The sequence below is a fragment of the Thalassotalea profundi genome (assembly GCF_014653195.1).
GTDB classification, from domain to species: Bacteria; Pseudomonadota; Gammaproteobacteria; order Enterobacterales; family Alteromonadaceae; genus Thalassotalea_B; species Thalassotalea_B profundi.
In genome coordinates this window covers 1-19207 of sequence record NZ_BNAH01000003.1, presented here as the reverse complement: position 1 = coordinate 19207, position 19207 = coordinate 1, and the positions used below count along the sequence as shown (strand labels likewise).

Annotated in this window: 17 protein-coding genes and 7 tRNA genes; 7 read left to right on the top strand and 17 right to left on the bottom strand. The window is 34.7% G+C overall.

Annotated features, from left to right (window positions below):
• The first annotated feature begins 16 nt into the window (after positions 1-16).
• On the top strand, positions 17-1348 hold the full coding sequence (locus tag IE155_RS04105) for an alkaline phosphatase (protein ID WP_189376840.1): 1332 nt from the start codon (positions 17-19) through the stop codon (positions 1346-1348).
• Positions 1349-1415: 67 nt separating this feature from the next.
• Here IE155_RS04105 and IE155_RS04100 read toward each other — a convergent pair whose 3' ends face one another.
• A complete protein-coding gene (locus tag IE155_RS04100) occupies positions 1416-1919 on the bottom strand; it encodes an MgtC/SapB family protein (RefSeq protein ID WP_189377123.1) in 504 nt (167 codons plus the stop codon).
• 44 nt (positions 1920-1963) lie between these two features.
• On the bottom strand, positions 1964-2152 hold the full coding sequence (locus IE155_RS04095; protein WP_189376839.1) for a hypothetical protein: 189 nt from the start codon (positions 2150-2152) through the stop codon (positions 1964-1966).
• A gap of 206 nt (positions 2153-2358) precedes the next feature.
• On the opposite strand from IE155_RS04095, the gene IE155_RS04090 reads away from it, so the two are divergent.
• From IE155_RS04090 to IE155_RS04075, 4 genes are all read left to right on the top strand, one after another.
• Positions 2359-3153 carry an RMD1 family protein gene (locus IE155_RS04090; protein ID WP_444545870.1) on the top strand — a complete coding sequence of 265 codons (795 nt, stop codon included), beginning with the start codon at positions 2359-2361 and terminating at the stop codon, positions 3151-3153.
• 191 nt (positions 3154-3344) lie between these two features.
• The gene (locus tag IE155_RS04085; protein WP_189376837.1) at positions 3345-5942 is read left to right on the top strand and encodes an intermembrane phospholipid transport YdbH family protein; all 2598 of its coding nucleotides are present in this window, start codon (positions 3345-3347) and stop codon (positions 5940-5942) included.
• Between the two features lie 9 nt (positions 5943-5951).
• On the top strand, positions 5952-6134 hold the full coding sequence (locus IE155_RS04080) for a YnbE family lipoprotein (RefSeq protein ID WP_189376836.1): 183 nt from the start codon (positions 5952-5954) through the stop codon (positions 6132-6134).
• Between the two features lie 9 nt (positions 6135-6143).
• Positions 6144-6485: a YdbL family probable chaperone protein gene (locus tag IE155_RS04075; protein ID WP_189376835.1), complete on the top strand. Its 342-nt coding sequence runs from the start codon at positions 6144-6146 to the stop codon at positions 6483-6485.
• Positions 6486-6580: 95 nt separating this feature from the next.
• Here IE155_RS04075 and IE155_RS04070 read toward each other — a convergent pair whose 3' ends face one another.
• From IE155_RS04070 to IE155_RS04020, 11 genes are all read right to left on the bottom strand, one after another.
• Positions 6581-7159 carry a hypothetical protein gene (locus IE155_RS04070; RefSeq protein WP_189376834.1) on the bottom strand — a complete coding sequence of 193 codons (579 nt, stop codon included), beginning with the start codon at positions 7157-7159 and terminating at the stop codon, positions 6581-6583.
• 190 nt (positions 7160-7349) lie between these two features.
• Positions 7350-7436, bottom strand: a tRNA-Leu gene (locus tag IE155_RS04065).
• A 63-nt stretch (positions 7437-7499) separates the two neighbouring features.
• Positions 7500-7575, bottom strand: a tRNA-Gly gene (locus IE155_RS04060).
• Between the two features lie 62 nt (positions 7576-7637).
• Positions 7638-7713, bottom strand: a tRNA-Gly gene (locus IE155_RS04055).
• Between the two features lie 82 nt (positions 7714-7795).
• Positions 7796-7882: transfer RNA gene (locus IE155_RS04050), tRNA-Leu, on the bottom strand.
• A gap of 4 nt (positions 7883-7886) precedes the next feature.
• Positions 7887-7960: transfer RNA gene (locus IE155_RS04045), tRNA-Cys, on the bottom strand.
• 55 nt (positions 7961-8015) lie between these two features.
• Positions 8016-8091, bottom strand: a tRNA-Gly gene (locus tag IE155_RS04040).
• Between the two features lie 169 nt (positions 8092-8260).
• Positions 8261-8839 carry a CDP-diacylglycerol--glycerol-3-phosphate 3-phosphatidyltransferase gene (gene pgsA / locus IE155_RS04035; protein ID WP_189376833.1) on the bottom strand — a complete coding sequence of 193 codons (579 nt, stop codon included), beginning with the start codon at positions 8837-8839 and terminating at the stop codon, positions 8261-8263.
• 122 nt (positions 8840-8961) lie between these two features.
• Positions 8962-10791, bottom strand: coding sequence for an excinuclease ABC subunit UvrC (gene uvrC / locus IE155_RS04030; RefSeq protein ID WP_373295354.1), 1830 nt, complete (start codon positions 10789-10791; stop codon positions 8962-8964).
• Between the two features lie 8 nt (positions 10792-10799).
• On the bottom strand, positions 10800-11444 hold the full coding sequence (gene uvrY / locus IE155_RS04025) for a UvrY/SirA/GacA family response regulator transcription factor (RefSeq protein WP_189376831.1): 645 nt from the start codon (positions 11442-11444) through the stop codon (positions 10800-10802).
• Positions 11445-11578: 134 nt separating this feature from the next.
• The gene (locus tag IE155_RS04020; protein WP_189376830.1) at positions 11579-11851 is read right to left on the bottom strand and encodes a RepB family protein; all 273 of its coding nucleotides are present in this window, start codon (positions 11849-11851) and stop codon (positions 11579-11581) included.
• Between the two features lie 169 nt (positions 11852-12020).
• On the opposite strand from IE155_RS04020, the gene fabA reads away from it, so the two are divergent.
• Positions 12021-12536, top strand: a complete 516-nt coding sequence (gene fabA / locus IE155_RS04015) for a bifunctional 3-hydroxydecanoyl-ACP dehydratase/trans-2-decenoyl-ACP isomerase (protein WP_189376829.1) — start codon at positions 12021-12023, stop codon at positions 12534-12536.
• Positions 12537-12651: 115 nt separating this feature from the next.
• On the opposite strand, the gene IE155_RS04010 is transcribed toward fabA, so the two are convergent.
• Genes IE155_RS04010 through rlmKL form a run of 4 tightly spaced genes read right to left on the bottom strand, consistent with a single transcriptional unit; the run spans position 12652 to position 18707 of the window.
• Positions 12652-14409 (bottom strand): DUF3466 family protein, encoded by a 1758-nt coding sequence (locus IE155_RS04010; protein WP_189376828.1) that lies wholly within the window; start codon positions 14407-14409, stop codon positions 12652-12654.
• Positions 14410-14435: 26 nt separating this feature from the next.
• On the bottom strand, positions 14436-16340 hold the full coding sequence (gene uup / locus IE155_RS04005; RefSeq protein ID WP_189376827.1) for an ATP-binding cassette ATPase Uup: 1905 nt from the start codon (positions 16338-16340) through the stop codon (positions 14436-14438).
• A complete protein-coding gene (locus IE155_RS04000; RefSeq protein WP_189376826.1) occupies positions 16340-16573 on the bottom strand; it encodes a glutaredoxin family protein in 234 nt (77 codons plus the stop codon). Before IE155_RS04000 ends, uup begins: the two co-directional genes overlap by 1 nt.
• Position 16574: 1 nt before the next feature.
• The gene (gene rlmKL, locus IE155_RS03995) at positions 16575-18707 is read right to left on the bottom strand and encodes a bifunctional 23S rRNA (guanine(2069)-N(7))-methyltransferase RlmK/23S rRNA (guanine(2445)-N(2))-methyltransferase RlmL (RefSeq protein WP_229817021.1); all 2133 of its coding nucleotides are present in this window, start codon (positions 18705-18707) and stop codon (positions 16575-16577) included.
• Positions 18708-19026: 319 nt separating this feature from the next.
• Between rlmKL and IE155_RS03990 the strand changes: the two genes are divergently transcribed.
• Positions 19027-19103, top strand: a tRNA-Met gene (locus IE155_RS03990).
• Positions 19104-19207: the final 104 nt, after the last annotated feature.

Genomic DNA, 19207 nt, shown 5'->3' with positions numbered 1-19207 from the left:
TCACAGAGTTTAAAATATGAAAAAATTACTTTCCCTTTGCTTATGTACTAGCTTAAGTCTTTCATTCGCCTTACAAGCCGATGAAAAACTTATGACTGCAAGTAAAAAACCAATTAAAAATGTCATTATGATCGTTGGTGATGGAATGGGACCAGCCTTTACAACGGCTTATCGATATTATAATGACGATCCCAATACGCCAGAAATTGAAGAGACTGTATTTGATCGCCATTTAGTAGGGTTAAACTCTACCTACCCCGCACCTATTTCTGGTTATGTAACAGATTCTGCCGCAGGTGCAACAGCTTTGGCCACAGGGATAAAAAGTTATAATGGTGCGATCAGTGTTGATGTAGATAAAAAACCATTAAAGACGGTATTACAGCATGCTAAAACTCTAGGTAAAAAAACCGGAGTCGTTGTAACTTCACAAGTAAACCATGCTACACCTGCTTCATATATTACCCATAATGAAAGCAGAAGAAATTATGATGCCATTGCTGATAGTTATATCGATAATGGTATTAATATTGATTTATTACTCGGTGGTGGCACAAAATACTTTATTCGTGAAGACAGAAATTTAGTTGAAGAATTTAAAGAAAAAGGATTTCAATATGTTGATAATTATGAACAGCTTACTTCGATAAAAAAAGAAGAACCTTTACTAGGTTTATTTGCGCCGGTAGGTTTGCCGTGGTCTTTAGATGACAGTAATAAACATAGATTATCTGAAATGACTAAAATTGCCACTGAGCAATTAGAAAATAAAAATGGTTATTTTATGTTAATTGAAGCAAGCCAAGTAGATTGGGCTGGCCATAGTAATGATATTGCTTCGGCAATGGCCGAAATGGACGATTTAGCCAAGACGCTTATCTACTTAGAGCAATATGTTGAACAAAACCCTGATACTCTAGTCGTTTTAACTGCAGACCATAGCACAGGTGGACTTACTCTAGGCTCTGATGGCGAATATAAGTGGCAACCATCAGTATTTAAGGGCATGACGCAATCAATTAGCGCTATAGCACAGTTCATTGCTGAGAAAGAATTTACCGCTGAACAATTGGCTACAATGTTAACCTTTGCACTTACCGATGAACAATTATCACAATTGCACAGCATTAAACAAGATGAATCAGAAAAAATTACAAAACCACAATTAACTCGTCAGCTTTATAAAAAGCTTAATCAATTCGTAAGTGCTAAAAGTTTTACAGGTTGGACGACTGGGGGGCATACAGGAATTGATGTACCCGTATTTGCTTTTGGTAAAGGCTTCGAAAAATTTCAGAATAAAACAGATAATACCGATATTGCTAAAATCATTTTTACTATCCTTTAACTAAATATTGATCGTGATAATTTAAAATAGCACTCTCAATGTTAATAGTGAGTGCTATTTTTTAATTTTATTTACTTATTTTATCCTTAAAACGACTAGGTTTTGCCTTCCATTTCTGATATTTACTATGCACCCCACGTGTAAACATTTGTGAGTATTCCTCGAGCAAATCAACACCAAAAAGTATTGATACAACCAACCCCGAAAAAATAATTGCAGCATAGAAGTTACCATGTGAAATACTAATGCCTATAGCAGATAATACCCATATAGTAGCTGCAGAAGTTACACCAACAACTGCGCCGTCTTTGGCTAACATTACCCCTGCCCCTAAAAAACCAACGCCTGTAATTACCTGTCCAATAATTCTCGATGGATCAGTTATTTCAGTGCTAACACTAGTGGCTGTTGCCATAAAAATGTAGGTACCTAACACGATTAGAGATGAAGTTCTTATTCCTACAGGCTTTCCTCTATATTGTCGTTCTAAACCAATAATAGAACCACAAAAAACAGAGGTTAAAATAGCAGTCCAATCATACGGACTAATATCTAGATAATAAAAAATAATGAATTCCTTAAAGAATTAAACCATTGGACATAATCTAATGACTATTAATCCCATTCATCATAATATTCATCAGACTCTTCATCTATAAACGAACGTGATTTTTTTCGATCCTTCTTCTCTACATTTTTTTTAGAAATGTTACCTTTATTTCTATCTCTAAATCTTTTTGAATTAGCATGTTCATTCATTTTAGCTAATTCAAATTCAATATCATCATTTGGGTTGGATGGCATGCTGGCATTCATCTTTATTCTCGTCAGTTAAACCAATGCAATTTTTTGCATAGTGCCACTTTTGTAATGAAAGGAAAGCGAATTATTTTTATCGATATGATTAAAAAAATGATATGGCGTTTATTTTTTTAAGCCTCACAATGCACTATTAAGCATTTAATCAACAAATTTGAAATGTAATGAATAACATTAAAATATCAAACAGTATTGCATTTAGTCATGATCGGTTATCAATATATAATTTTGGAGATGATTTCCTTTCAGAAAAATCAAGTATTGACAAAAAATTATTAGAACGTGGAATAAGATACAGAGATGCTGTACAAGTAATTGTTCCTACGGGAGAATATTGGCTATTTGACTACGGAGTTGTAGTATTTTGGGGCGTTGATGAAGATGAGCGTCAGGCGCTTATCCATAGAATTATCCATGAAAACACTTTACCTATTGAAAGAATAGAGGAACATTTACGTTTTTCATTTTCAAATGACGTTAAAATAAACAAAGATACAATTACATTAAATAATCATGACCCTCTTACTCGATTAGCGGTAAGTCATGCCTTAGCACAATCGAGTAAACTTGCTGAATTTGAGCTACAAGCACAGAATACAATTATGGATTATTCCCATATACCTGAAGCGTTAGCCAATTATGGTAAAATTTCGATCACAAGAAAAGAAGTAGCTAAAATTAGAGGCACATTATTTAGTACTAAAAGTGCTATTATTTTACATTACGGTTTACTTGATACGCCTGATTTTTTTTGGGAATACCCTGAATATGAAAGTGCCTACAATCAAGTTGCACGTTATATGGAAATACACCAACGGGTCGATCTGTTATCTAAAAAGCTGGCAACGATTCATGAGCTTTTTGAAATGTTAGCTGATGAGCAAAAACACCAACATTCCTCATTTTTAGAGTGGATTATTATTGTGTTGATCGCTATAGAAATAGTGATATTTTTTGCCGAAAAGTTAGAAGAACTCTTGCTTTAAATTTTTATTACATGGCTGTTATTATATAAAATACAGCCATGTATTCACATAAGCCTTCCCTTTATACCGTACTTTCATCTGTCAATATTTGAATTTACAAATTTATTAAATAAATTGTTATTAAAGGTTAAATAAATATTGCTAGGCCTTTATACTTCATACATAAAATAGTGTGATACAAGGAAGCTAAAGTGCGCTTTGTTAAAATTTTAACCTTAACTCTTTTAATAAGTTTTATCGCACTAATTACGCTATTAATGATTAGTCATAATCAACGTTTGGCTATCATTAATCAATTTGCGAAAACACAACTAGCCGATCACCAAGTGGAGATAACTTGTTTTAACTTTCACTTTCAAAGCGATATGTCTGTGATAATTGACAATTTATGTCTAACACATGCTAAGGCTCATTTTGAAATAAAGAACGCAAACATCCAATGGTCAGCGTCATCAACACCGAAAGTAACCTCCTTAGATATTGACACAATAAAAATAACGGGCGTTAGTCCATTATTTCAAGGCTCACCTACTACAGTTAAACAAAATGAAAAGCAAAATTTTAATCAAGTATTATCATCAGCATTAACGTCTTATATTGAAAACGTTAAACAATTACCACTATCTACAAATATTAATATCAAACATATTAATTACTCACCGTTTCTAAGTAAAAGTAATATATTTAATAACGACAAACAAACAACATCTAATGCAGTCGAAAGTATTAAATATCAAGGGAGCGTTAAACTCTTAAACAATAGTTTAAATGTATCCCTAGGCGACGAAAGAGATAAGAAGTTTTTAACTGCCCAATTAAATATTGATAAAGGGCATTTAATCATAGAAGCATCAAGTGCTCTCACGCCATTACTACGTATTGTAGAAACTCATCAGTTTCCTCTATCAAGTGAACTATATAAGACATTAAATTCGAGTGAATTGTCAGGGAAAGTTAATATACTTATTGAAAGTAAAGACAGTAAAGTTATTATCAAAAACAGCTTAACCGACTTAAAGGCAAGTATCAGCAGCAGCTTTACTCAAAAATTTAATGTTAACTTTTCTGGTTCACTAAATTTTCATACCAAGCTAGATTTAACTCCCTCTAGTAACGACGCAATTAACATAACACTTTTTAATGAGAATAATTTAACATTAGAAAGCGACCCTGTTTTATTATTAAGTTTATTGAATGACTATAATGTTTCTCAAGAAATAATATCAATCATTAAAGATAACCCTCTATCTAAGTTCACTTTAAACACTGAACCCAATACCACACTAAAAATAAGCAATGTTAAAACAAATTTAAGCTCTCTAGAGATAAGTGCTAAAGATGGTTCACGTGATCATTATATCAAGATGAAAGATATAACCTTAAATAAAGCTGTCAGTAACGCTGAAGCGGATTATCAATTACAAGTGAATAGTTTTAATTTTAATAGCCAATTAACAGCTCCAAAACTTAAAACATTTAGTAAAGATTACGTCAGTATTCAACTTATTGGTTCATTAACCCAAACAACACAACAAACACTTATTAAAATAGCAGATGAATCATTCGTTTCGCTAAAAAATATTGTATTCCCTATTGAGCAAAAAAATTCTGTCCCTCGCACTTTGGCGTCGATTAAAGAGAATAAAGTGACACTTAAAGGCACTATAGTGATTGAAGAAAATAATCAGCTTTCAATAAACTTAGCTGTTAATAATAATGCCTCTCAAATAGTTGTCCCCAAAAAAATGGAGCTTAAAAATTTTACTATTGATGCAGATATTAAAGGGAGTTTAAACGCTATAAATATTAATGCCATTTTAAGTGCTAACAATGTAGAACTAAGTAATATGAATATTACTGGGTCGATAGAGTCCCCTCAATTTCAATTTTCAGGCAGTAAATTACAACTTACCGATTTATTAACATTTAATATGAAGTTACCAACAGAGATATCACTTATCGATGGTGTTTTAGATTATAACATTGAAGGAAAAATTTCAGATTTTATTACCCCGTTAAATAACGCGTTAACGGGTAATATCTCCGTAAGCTCTCTTAGTGGTGAAATCGATGGAATTTGGTTACAAGAGCTTAATTGGCAACAAGAAGTAGCGTTAACCAATGGTGTGTTGAGCACAATAAAGAACAATAATAACAATTTAACTATAGCATTAATCGAAACCGGCTCGCCAATTACCAATGTTACAACAGGTATTGATTTTTCATATAACAAGACTTTCGAGATGACAGCTAAGTTACTAAGTGCAGATGTATTAGGAGGGAGTTTTTCAATTCCACAAGTAAAATGGCCACTAACTAAAGGCCATTCAGTTGATGTTCAGCTAACAGGTATAGACTTAGAGCAAGTGTTAGCTTTAGATTCAAAAGAAGGTATTGTAGTGACTGGACATATATCAGGACAACTGCCTATTTTATACGATGGCAAACAGTTTACTGTTGAAGATGGTAAACTTTACAATATTAACAATGGAATAATACAAGTTATTAATAATCCAGCCGTAGCTGAGTTAAAAAATAATAACTCACAATTACAACTGGCATTTGATGCGTTAGAAAACTTACACTATCATCAATTGTCATCTACAGTCTCTATGGCAGACGATGGTTATATGCTGTTACAAACTGAAATAAAAGGCCGAAATCCTGATATTGATAACGATGTAAATTTAAATCTAAATTTAACATACGACCTGCCAGGATTACTTGAGTCGTTATCAATAACAGATCGATTTGAACAAAATATTATCGACGGTTTACAAAACAATTAAGGAGTACTTATGAATAAAATACTAACCCTAGTGTTAGCAATTTTTATGATAACAGGATGCACTCACAAGGTAGAAGTAAGTGCCAAAGAGCCTATTACCATTAACTTAAATTTAAAAATTGATCATGAAATAAAAGTCAAAGTAGATAAAGAATTAGATAGTATATTTAGTAAAGACAGCGATGTATTCTAGGGAGATATGATGAATAATATAATCAACAATTTTATTAAGCACTTAACCACTGTTTTATTTATTTCAGTAATTAGCTTTTCTGCTTGGGCCATATCACTTGATGATGCTAAACAAAAAGGACTAGTTGGTGAAATGCCCGATGGCTATATAGGTGTCGTCGTTAATAATTCTGAGACACGAGCTTTGGTAGAAAGCATAAATAAAAAGCGTAAAAATATATATATTGAGTTAGCACGTGAGAATAAGATTACAATGCAACAAGTAACCGCTTTAGCAGGAGCAAAAGCAATCCAAAAGACGCAATCAGGCCATTATATTATGAACGCTGCCGGAAACTGGGTTAAAAAATAAGACAGCAAATATCGAGACATGGTTCGCTCTATTAAAATGGGTTAATTTTAAAATTAACCCATTTTTTATAAAGTCTAGAATTGTGATAAAAGAGGTTAGTCCGAATACCCCCAAGGAGCTGAAGGATTAGCAATCTTTTTAGTTAAGTCAAAATCCACTCTAAACTCGCGACCTTCTCGCGTTAGCCGATAAGTAAACTTCTCAGGATAAATATACATTTGCCACGTATTACCAATAGATTGAGGTATACCTTGTTCAATAAATAATTCTTTTGAATATTGATCAGCCGGGAAAGATTGTACTTGTGGCCAGCCAGCATCAACCGTATGTCCACCATACATGGTAGAAGCATCATTACTACCGTCTTCATGACGATGATCATGCTTTAAACTTAAGCCACTGCCTGTCTTCGTTATGATCCAAGTACGAGACGCATTGTCACCTACATGAAAAGGGATCTGTAACTCTCTATCTGTACACTTTCTAACATGCATCACCAATTTACTAGTATTAAAACTACTAGGAGGGGCATTATCAACAATAACTTGGCCTTGAAAAGACTTCCCGCAAAGCGCTTTTAAGTTATTAAAAAAGGCATCATGGCTAGGAATTGAAACAAGAGGTGCTGGTGAAACTTGCGCAAATAGTTTTGTAGACAGAATCATTGAACTCATTACTGTCAACTTTAATATGCTTTGAATTTTATTCATAATTATTTTATTAACTTCCACTAAGTTTATTAAAGATCATATCATCTTATAATCATAAACCATAAGTGGAAAAGCTTATTAGGTCAAGCATTGTAGATATCAGGTATCTAGATAATCTAGAATAAACAATTGATAAATAAAGACATTAAAAACATGGTACCCGGGGCCGGACTTGAACCGGCACGCTCTTACAAGCGAGGGATTTTAAATCCCTTGTGTCTACCAATTCCACCACCCGGGCATAAGGGAAGTACTTTTTATAGTAGAGATTGGTTCCCTACTTCCACTTCAATTAAGAAATGATTGGAGCGGCTAACGAGACTCGAACTCGTGACATTCACGTTGGCAACGTGATGCTCTACCAGCTGAGCTACAGCCGCTTCGCATGCTTATTTTCATAAGACTTTCTGGTTTACTTTCCTTTAAATCAATAAAGAAAAGTTGGAGCGGCTAACGAGACTCGAACTCGTGACATTCACGTTGGCAACGTGATGCTCTACCAGCTGAGCTACAGCCGCTCATTTTCTCACTCTTTCGTGAGACTTTCATCCCAATGTGTTTGCCACACACATTCTATACACCCAACCTGCAATAATGAAATGGTACCCGGGGCCGGACTTGAACCGGCACGCTCTTACAAGCGAGGGATTTTAAATCCCTTGTGTCTACCAATTCCACCACCCGGGCATTATGGAGGCGGGTCCCGGAGTCGAACCGAGGTCCACGGATTTGCAATCCGCTGCATAGCCACTCTGCCAACCCGCCTTTTCAAAACTACGAGTTGAGTAGTATTCCCTTGGAATTTCTAATTAAAGAAAATTGGAGCGGCTAACGAGACTCGAACTCGTGACATTCACGTTGGCAACGTGATGCTCTACCAGCTGAGCTACAGCCGCTTCATCTGTTGACTCCCTGTCAACTGGAAACGCATTTTACATTGATATATTCATGAGTCAACCATTTAATTTCAATTTTATTTCAAGTGGTTAAAAAGCGTCTAAAACGGTGTTTTTTTAACTAAATCATCAGTAAATCTTGACAATTTTTAATCAAACACAAATGTTTTCATCCTCTTAATTCAGGCCAAGCCGCTTTAAAATAAGCTAGCATTGTCCAAAAACTTAAAAATGTTGCAATAAAATAAAACCCAAAAGCCGCAAACATAAGAATTTCATGTGGAAAATCAAAAATAATCAATGGTATGTCATAGGATGGTTGCCAAATTAACCCCATAATAGCAAGCATCTGTGCTGCAGTTTTATATTTTCCTAGAGTAGATACTGCCACCACATCTCTTTTGCCACGTGACGACATAAACTCTCGTAAGGCACTAATAAAGATTTCACGTGAAATCATAATCATTGCAGGGACTGCAATCCACCATGATTGATAATCTTCTACAATCATAATTAGTGCAGCTGCAACCATTAATTTATCAGCAACAGGATCAATAAAAGCACCAAATGAAGAAGATTGGTTTAGCCTACGAGCTAAATATCCATCTAATGCATCGCTAACAGAAGCGACCCAAAACACGGCAAAAGCGCCAAAATGGCTCCAAGATATTGGCAGATAAAATACAATGATAAAAACGGGTATTAATATAATACGAAATAAAGTAATTTGATTTGGAATAGTCCACATAGTTTTCACATTTAGCTTTTTATTAAAATTGTTAATATAGATTGATTAAATATTTGCCAATTAAGGGTAATAAACAAACAATAGGACATGCTGACTCAGGCTTATTGTACACAACTCGCGGGTTACTTGTCATGTAACGCATCATAAATAGTTTTAGCTAATATATCACTAACACCAGGAACTTTACTTAAGGTTGCGATATCTGCAGCTAAAACTTCTTGGAACCCTCCTAAATATTTTAATAGTGCTTGCCTTTTTTTTACTCCAATACCAGGTATATCCTCTAAAACAGATTTTTTACTTGCCTTTTGACGTTTTGCTCGATGTCCCGCAATGGCAAAACGATGCGATTCATCACGTATGTGTTGAATCAAATGCAATGCAGGGGAAGTACTAGGCAACGATAATAACTGATGACTACCTGCTAATATTAACGTTTCTAAGCCAGGTTTTCTCGACTCACCTTTTGCTACACCAACAAGTAATGGAACCGGCTCTACATCGAGTTGACTAAACACTTGCTCTGCTCTTCCTAACTGCCCTTTTCCACCATCAATAAAGATAATATCAGGCATATTTTCAGGACTAGCATTTCTGTAGCGCTTATTTAAGGCAAAATCCATCGCAGCATAGTCATCGCCAGGAGTAATTCCTGTCACATTATAACGTCGATAATCACTTTTAAGCGGCCCTTCTGTATTAAATACGACATTAGAAGCTACTGTTTGCTGTCCCATTGTGTGGCTAATATCAAAACATTCAATTCGATTAATACCTTGGGGAAGTTCAAACACTTCATTAAGCTCGCGAAAGCGTGCTTGCATTGATTCTTTATGACTATTTTTAGTCAATAATGCATTTTGAGCATTCGTTTCAGCTAACTTCAAATATTGAGCACGTTCCACCCGAACATTCGTGGAGATTTTAACATCGTGTTCAGCTTGCTTTTTTAACAATTCAATTAATTCTTCTTTATTATTAATTGCATGCTTAATCACTAATTCTTTTGGAATTTTAGCTGTATTAACATCACTTCCAAGGTAATGTTGACAAATAAAAGCTTCGGCAATTTCATTTTCATTCGTATTACTAGGTACTGATGGGAAGTAACTTTTACTTCCAAGTACTTTTTGATCTCTAATAAATAGAACGTGCACACACGCTTGATTTTTATGGCTATAAATTCCAACAACATCCATATCAGAAGCTAAACCGCTCACAAACTGTTGTTGCTGAACTTTTCTTAAGGTGGTAATTTGATCACGTAGTTTAGCCGCTTTTTCAAACGCTAGCTCCATACTAGCTGCCTCCATTTGAGTCACTAACGTTTCGATCACTTGTGAGCTCTTTCCGCGTAAAAACAATTTGGCTAAGTGAACTTGTTGTTGGTAATCATCTATCGAGATTTTATCAACACATGGTGCTGAACATCGCTTTAACTGATACTGCAAGCATGGTCTACTTCTCGCTCGATAATAACTATCTTCGCATTGTCTTAACGGAAAGAGCTTTTGCATCAAACGCAAACTTTCCCATACAGCACCTACTGTAGGGTATGGACCAAAATACTCACCTTTTACTTTTTTCCCACCACGGTGCAAACCCAATTTAGGGTGACGATGTTCTGTAATTAAAAGGTAAGGATACGATTTATCATCTCTTAATAAGATATTGTACTTAGGTTGATATTTCTTAATGAAGTTATTTTCGAGTAATAAGGCTTCCCCCTCGGTATGGGTAACCGTTACATCAATAGCAGTAATTTGTTTGACCAAGACACGCGTTTTATTACTTCCAACATCCTTTCTGAAGTAACTTGATAGTCGTTTCTTTAATTGTTTTGCCTTACCCACGTAAATAACAGTTTGCTCGCTGTTATACATACGGTAAACGCCAGGTTGATTGGTAACAGAGGCTAAAAAGGCAACATAATCAAAAGAGGTTGGTTCGATAGACAAGGTTATAACTTTTCAGTTTTTAACATTCCGTGACGAATAGCTAAATGAGTTAATTCAACATCATTACTCACATTAAGCTTTTCAAACATTCTATAACGGTAACTATTAATAGTTTTTGTACTTAATACAAGTTGTTCAGAAATATCAGGCACCCTTTCTCCACGGGTAATCATTAGCATGATTTGTAATTCACGCTCAGATAAACTATTAAAAGGATTTTCATCGGCAGATTTAAACTGACTTAACGCCATTTGTTGTGCTATTTCAGGTGTTATATAACGTTGACCGCTATTTACGGCACGAATAGCATTAACCATCTCATCAGAGCCAGCACCTTTGGTTAGATAGCCTGCTGCACCAATTTGCATCACTTTCGTTGGAATTGGATCTTCGCAATAAACAGTTAATACGATCACTTTGATATCTGGTGAATATCTAATAATTTTTTTAGTCGCTTCTAAACCACCAATACCAGGCATATTCATATCCATCAAAACAACATCAGGTTCTGATTTACGACAAAATTGTACGGCTTCCTCGCCGGTTTTAGCTTCACCAATAACCTTAAGACCTTTAACTTCATCAAGTATTTTTTTTATACCTGTACGAACCAGCTCATGATCATCAACTAACAAGACATTTATCAACGAAAGACACCTTAATACTTATTATAATTTATATTAAAACTACAGGACTATCGTAGCGTAGAATATAGTGAAAAATATTTTAACACAATCATAATTATCAGTGTTATTTTATTAACGTGTTAAGTTAAAACACATTATAATTCATTTTTAGTTAACCAATTATTTAACAAGCCAATTTGACCATTTTTATATGCTGCATAAGTTAATCTTACCGCATTACTTAATATAATTGAGTCAGACCAACCCGTTTGTTCGGAGATTAATTGATAACACTCACGCGCTTCTGGCGTTAAATATCCTCTTAATTCTTGCTTACCTTTTGATTTTTGTCGTTCTCTATACCTTTTTTGCTTTTCAGCATTAGTTAATGCTGTTTTTTTCTCTTTCTTATTGTTTTTATTATCCATTTTTTGTTAATCCTGAAAACAAATACAAGTTACGCGTAACGTAATTATAAAGAGTTAACATAATAAGTGAAATAAATTTTGATATATTTAACTGTTCGGAGTTGTTTAGTGTACATCTGTTCGCTAAAGTAGCGCTTTAAATTTATAAATTAGTGGAACAACACTTACTATGTCACAACAAAATTCCTTCTCTAAAGAAGAGTTAATACTTGCTGGAACAACTGATTTTTTTGGTGAAGGCAACAGCAAACTACCAGCCGATAATATGTTAATGATGGATCGTATTATAAAAATTAATGACGATGGTGGTGAATATGGTAAAGGTGAAATTATTGCCGAATTAGATATTAACCCTGATCTATGGTTTTTTGATTGTCATTTTAAAGGTGATCCTGTAATGCCTGGTTGTTTAGGATTAGATGCAATGTGGCAATTAGTAGGCTTCTTTTTAGCTTGGTCAGGTGGCCCAGGCCATGGAAGAGCCTTAGGTGTTGGAGAAGTTAAGTTTACCGGACAAATTTTACCTACAGCTAAAAAGGTTACCTATAACATCACCTTAAAACGTGTAATAAAACGTAAGTTATTTATGGGTATTGCTGACGGTACTGTATCTGTTGATGGTCGTGTTATATATACAGCAACAGATTTAAAAGTAGGTTTATTCGCCGATACAACAAAATTTTAAGATAATGTCTTGTTAATGTTTGGCTATTTAAATTTGGCAAAATAAAAAGCACTCATTGAGTGCTTTTTTGTAATAACTATCGCTAGATATAACTTGTATAACTTGATTAAGGTAATTAGCTGTCTTTTCTAATAAATAATCTTCGGCTAATACCAGCAATAAATAACGCGAACAATCCGTAAAGCCCTGTACTTGCGCCTTGGCGTTCAACCTTTTCCTCTGTTACTGTGCAATCTTCAACTTGACCACCAGCAATAGGAGCTAATTTAACCGCGCGTAATACATCTTCAAATACTTGTTCACCATTTTCATTATAATAGAGCTCGCCTTTTGCATCTCTTAACGGTGCTTTCACTACAGCTGTCGCCGAAATTTCATTATTTTCGTTAATAGAACGCGCTTCAATAATAGTATATTCAGAATCACAAGGTAAAAAATCATTTAAATCAGAGAATATATCATTAGTAATATCATAGAGGTAGCCATGACGACGTCTTGGGTTATTACTGGTATCGTTATGTGTTTCAACTTCACCACTCCCTACCACTAAATTGTTTTCATTAATGGAATAAGCTGTACTTGAAGATCCGGTAAAGAAATCTGTAGGTAAAACCATTTCCATCTGTTCAACGGTTGTATCAACGTAGTAAAACTTTTGTCTCAAAGAACCGTTGATATAAGTTTCTACATGTCCAACTGCCATACCATTATTATTAATGTCATTAGTACGTGAATTAAAATACTTACTATGATCATCAGTAAAATCTATAACTTCACCATTTTTAAACACAACAGCATAGATACTACGAGCTTCAGTAGCTGAAGGCGCTGTTTCATTTTCATCCCACCAACCATGAGCATAACCAACAGCTACACCATGAATATTAACAGCCTGAGCATAACTAATGTATTCACGAACATCATCAGCATGTGGTGTTACCAATTGCCCTAATGCTTCAGAGCTAACAATACCGTTTTGGTCCAATACCCATTTAAAAGCTTCTGCGTTATACATGTTTTCAGATACTTGCTGAATACATACTTCTATAGGACTAACCAGAAGCCTTTCAGGATCCGCACAACCACCATCTTCATCGGCAATAAATTCTAATGCCTCCTCTGCTACACTAGTACTGGCATAGCCAACAGCAATACCATTATCACTAATATCAAAAATTGCAGATTCACCACCGTAAGTCGATTCTGGGGGAATTAATGGAATTATCGTTTGTCCACTATCAGGAGAGTAATAACCTCTGTTACTAAAGTCTCTAACCCAATGGGTTACCTCATCGCCATCTTCTTCTGTAAAAGGAATAGGTAAAAAAGGTGCTGAAGCATTACCATAAACCCAACCTTGTTCCGTAATTCCATTTACATAATCAGTAGTGGATCGTGAATAGGTTTGAGTTCCTGTGACAAATTCATCGAAAACAACAATTTCTTTAGTTTCAGTTCCGTCGTTGATCATTGCAACGACATTACCCACTTTTTGAAACAAAGTGCTGCTAGCATTATTTTGTAAATACAAAACTGTCCATGCCAAATCGTTTGCCGTTGGTTGACCTGCTCTTAATGACGCCTCATTCTCAATATCTGACAAATCAAATACAAGCTCATGATTAACATTGGCATAAGTGATTATATTATCTATATTTGTTTCAGTGAGATATTGAAATTGAACAGGAAAGTTATAAATGGTTGTTCCTGCTATAACCATTTGTCCTGAATTATTCTCTTGCTTCCCATAGGTATATTCTAAAGAAGACGCTGCTCCTTTATCAATAACTTGATATGTTGACGCATGTGCCAAAGATAAACTAAACGCACTAGTCAAACTAAGTGCTAATAACGATGTTGCAAATTTTTTCATGTAACTACAGTACTCTCATATACGTATTATATTTCGTCTAATTCTTGCCATCTTGCATAACAAGCTTCGAGCTTGGACTCTAAATCTTGTAGCTGGTTCAATATTTTTGAACTGGCACTTTCATCTTGATTAAAAAAATCGGGCTGATTAATTTGCTCTTGTATTGCGGCTATATCACTTTCTAGTGCATCGATTTCATTTGGTAAACTTTCAAGTTCTCGTGTTTCTTTATAAGACAGTTTACGTTTTATTGTTTTAGGCTGACTAACACTGTTTATTTTTTCATTTTTCTTTTCTAAAACAATATCTTTGGTTACTTTACGTTGCTCTTCTTTGAGTGCTAAATACGCATCGACATCATCGTAACCACCGAATATTTGATTAATATGCCCACTACCATCAAAATATAAGCATGAATTAACACAATTATTGACAAAATCTCGATCGTGGCTCACTAAAATAACGGTTCCTGAGTAATTTGCAACGACTTCTTCCAATAACTCTAAAGTTTCTATGTCCAAATCATTAGTTGGTTCATCAAGAATCAATAAATTACTGGGGCGTAAAAATAATCTAGCTAGTAACAATCGATTTTTTTCACCGCCAGAGAGCGCTCTAACAGGTGTTCTTGCTCTTTTAGGACTAAATAAAAAATCTTGTAAATACCCAAGTACATGTCGAGTTTTACCATTAACCGTAATATCTTGTTTACCATCAGCAACAGTGTCTTGTACTGTCTTCTTAGGATCTAATTGATCTCTATGTTGATCGAAGTAGGCAATATCTAGATTCACACCAACTCGTAAAGTTCCCGTGGTGGGCTGTAATTGCTCCATGATTAATTTAATTAATGTTGATTTTCCCGTGCCGTTTGCACCAATTAAAGCTAAACGATCTCCTCGGGTTATTAATAAATCAAGGTTTTTAATAACACGTTTATCATCAAATGATACACCTAGCTTTTCACATTCAAAGACTAACTTACCTGAACGATCGCCCGTAGATATATTAATATCCCCTTGATGTTTAACTTCTCTTCGTTGTTGACGTTCAAGCCTTAATTTTTCAAGAGATCTTACACGGCCTTCATTACGAGTACGGCGAGCTTTAATGCCTTGTCTGATCCAAACTTCTTCTTCAGCAAGTCGTTTATCAAACAGCGCATTCTGAGTAGCCTCTACTTGTAAGTCATGTTGTTTTTGTTCGACGTATTCATCGTAATTACCAGGGTAGCTAGTTAATTTACCTCGATCTAAATCAACAATACGTGTTGCTAATCCTCGAATAAATGCCCTGTCATGACTTATAAAAACGATAGTCCCGCTAAAGTCTTTTAAAAATTGCTCTAACCATAAAACACTTTTAATATCTAGATGGTTAGTAGGCTCATCAAGTAACAATACATCAGGGTTTGATACCAACGCTTTTGCTAACGCAAGCTTTCTTAACCAGCCCCCTGATAATTCATTTACTTTTTTATCTGCAACTAACGCCAATATTGATAGCACTTTCTCAATACGTTGCTCATCTTGCCATGCATTAGCTTGATCAAGCTGATGCTGAACTTGTGCTAATTTATCTAAATTAGCTTCACTTGGGTCTTCACTAATAATAGTAATAAGTTCATGATATCGTTTGATAAGGACCGCATTTTCTTTTACCCCTTGAGCAACATAATCAAATATTGACAAATCACAAGATTCAGGGGGATCTTGTTGTAACATAGCCAGTTGCACATTATTTGAGATAACTAGCTGCCCATCATCTAGGTTTTGCTGACCAGTTAACACTTTCAACAATGATGATTTTCCAGCGCCATTACGACCAACTAAACAAACACGCTCACCTTGTTTAACACGAAGTTCTGCGCCATCTAATATTTTATCTTCACCGAAAGCAAGCTCGCCATCAGTAATTCGAATTAATTCCATTATTTCACTAATTTCTCTATATCTTGCTGACTAAATGGCCAAAATAATTTTGTATTGTCAGACATTCTCTCTAATACAGGTATATGAACTCCATAAAGCTCAACTAAACCTTCGTCATTAACAATATCAATAATATCAAGTTGCTGTATATTAAGTACGACCATACACAATTTAAGCGCTTGCTCACATAGGTGACAACCTTCACTACTGTATAAATGATATTTAACCGACATGTTAATTAGCTCCTTTACGAGTAATTAACCAGCTATTATGAATATGTTTATTACGTTGAAAATCTTTATCTCGGGTTAATTCAGTAATTGATTTGGCGTTAACACCAAGTTTTTCCATAGCTTCTTTATCCATTTTAAAATTACGTTTATTATTAGTAAAAATAAGCTCACCATTTTCGGCTAAGCATTTTAATGCATCAGCAATAAGTGATACATGATCTCTTTGAACATCAAAGCTATCTTCCATTCGTTTTGAATTTGAAAACGTAGGAGGATCAACAAAAACAACATCAAACTTTTGCTTACATTCTTTCAACCAGGTTAAGCAGTCAGCCTGAATAAAAGAATATTTATGTCCAGATAAATTATTTAAAGCAAAGTTGTCTTGTCCCCAACTTAAATAAGTATTAGACATATCAACCGTAGTTACTGTACTTGCACCATGTAAAGCTGCTTGAAGAGATACTGAACCAGTATAAGCAAATAAATTAAGTAATGACTTTCCTTTTGCCTTTTGAGCAACAATTTGTCGTGTTTTACGATGATCTAAAAATAAACCGGTATCTAAATAATCCCACAAGTTGATTTTAAACTTGGCGCCATACTCTTGCAAAATTATAGATTGTTGACTTTTATTAACCTTTTCATATTGATTATTACCCTTTTGTTTTGAGCGTGTTTTTAAAACCACTCTATCAGTGGGTATTTCTAAAACTTTAGGAGCAAAATAAAGTACTTCTTGTAAACGTTTTGCTACTTTATTAGGGTCGATATTGGCAGGTGCTAAATACTCTTGAATAACCAAATATTCACCATAAATGTCTATTGCTACATTATATTCGGGAATATCCGCATCATATAAGCGATAACATTCAATTTGTTCTTTTTTAAGCCAGTTTTTTAAATTTTTCTTATTTTTTAATAAACGATTAGCAAAGTCAGAGTCTTTTTGATCAAACTGTGGAGTATCTTTATCTTTGGCCGCTTGTTTATCGTCAATATTATAAAGCGCAAGTTGACAGTCTAACGGACCATTTTTAAATTTATAACGCTTAAAACTTGCTAGTTTTAACATTGATAACAATTCAATATTGCCAGTTAAAATAGCAATACGCCATTGCTGAAACTCAAGTTTTAGTTTTTGACCAAGTAATACAAAGTTTTCAACTAATTCAGGTAACTCACCAATACGCTCTCCATAAGGCGGGTTAAATAACATAGTACCATTTTCACCAAAAGTATTACTTAACTCGTTAATATCTGACTGCTCAAAAGTAATATGCTGTTCAACCCCTGCATTCTTAGCATTTTGTTTAGCCGTTTTTAAAACGTGTTCATCAATGTCTTTACCAAAGGTTGTTAATGCCAGAGATGACATACCTTTAGTCGAAGCGACGGAAGCTTTAGCCAGTTCTTCTTTAAAAGTAGCGTCGTTATGCTTTAACCAAAATTCAAAGCCCCAATGCTGACGATCTATTCCAGGCGCATAATTACCCGCCATAAAACACGCTTCAATTAATACAGTACCTGAACCACACATAGGATCTAACAAAGGTTTTGATGTATCTTCTAACCAACCTGAACGTTTGATAATTGCGGCCGCTAAATGCTCTTTTAACGGTGCAGCACCTGTATGTTCACGATAACCACGTTGAAACAAACTACGCCCTGAAAAGTCAACGTAAAATACAGTTTGTTGTCTAAGTAACCTTGCTTGGAAACGAATATGTGGGTTAGTTTTATCTACAGATGGGCGTTCAACCCCTTGATTTCTAAAATGATCGACCACAGCATCTTTCACCGTTAACCCACCAAATTGGCTATTTCTAATCTCTTCACTTTTACCAACAAAGTCTATTGAAAATGTATTGTTAGCATCAAAGTGTTCACTCCAATTTATTGTACAAGCACTTTTATATAACTCATCTTTATTGTTAGTTTCACCCTCACCTATTTGTAATAAAATACGAGTAGCAAGACGAGTATATAAACATATTTTATATCCTAACGTTAACGAAGCCGAAAAATAAACACCTTCTGGCTTTTGAACAACATGTTCACCACCTAAAGAGGTTATTTCTTCGGCAAGTAAAATTTCTATACCGGGCGACGTTAACGCTAAATATTGCTGCACTATAACTTCCAACTATAATTTCAAATAAAGGGATTAAATAATATTGGCGACGATTATAAACAAATAGCGCTTTGGTCGATAGCCATTTGTACAATTAACTATTTTAAAATTGCGTTTATTTTAAAGCTAAAGCCCTTTATTGTTCGGAATAACAGCAGTTAGTGCAATTATTCTACCAATATGAAAAAAATCATGAAAACAGGTTGCAATTATTTGGAACAATCCTTAATATACGCCTCGCTTTCACTAGGAAGCACTTCTTAAGTTTGAATTAAAACAACTTGGCTTTCTTCTTAAGTTAATTAAGAAGTCATTCGGACGCGGGATGGAGCAGCCTGGTAGCTCGTCGGGCTCATAACCCGAAGGTCGTCAGTTCAAATCTGGCTCCCGCAACCAATTCTTTATTAAGTTTAGAATTAAAATAAAACTTATATGGGATGTACGACCTTAGGTCGTCAGTTCGCTCACGTTTAAATAGTGGCTCCCGCAACCAATTCTTT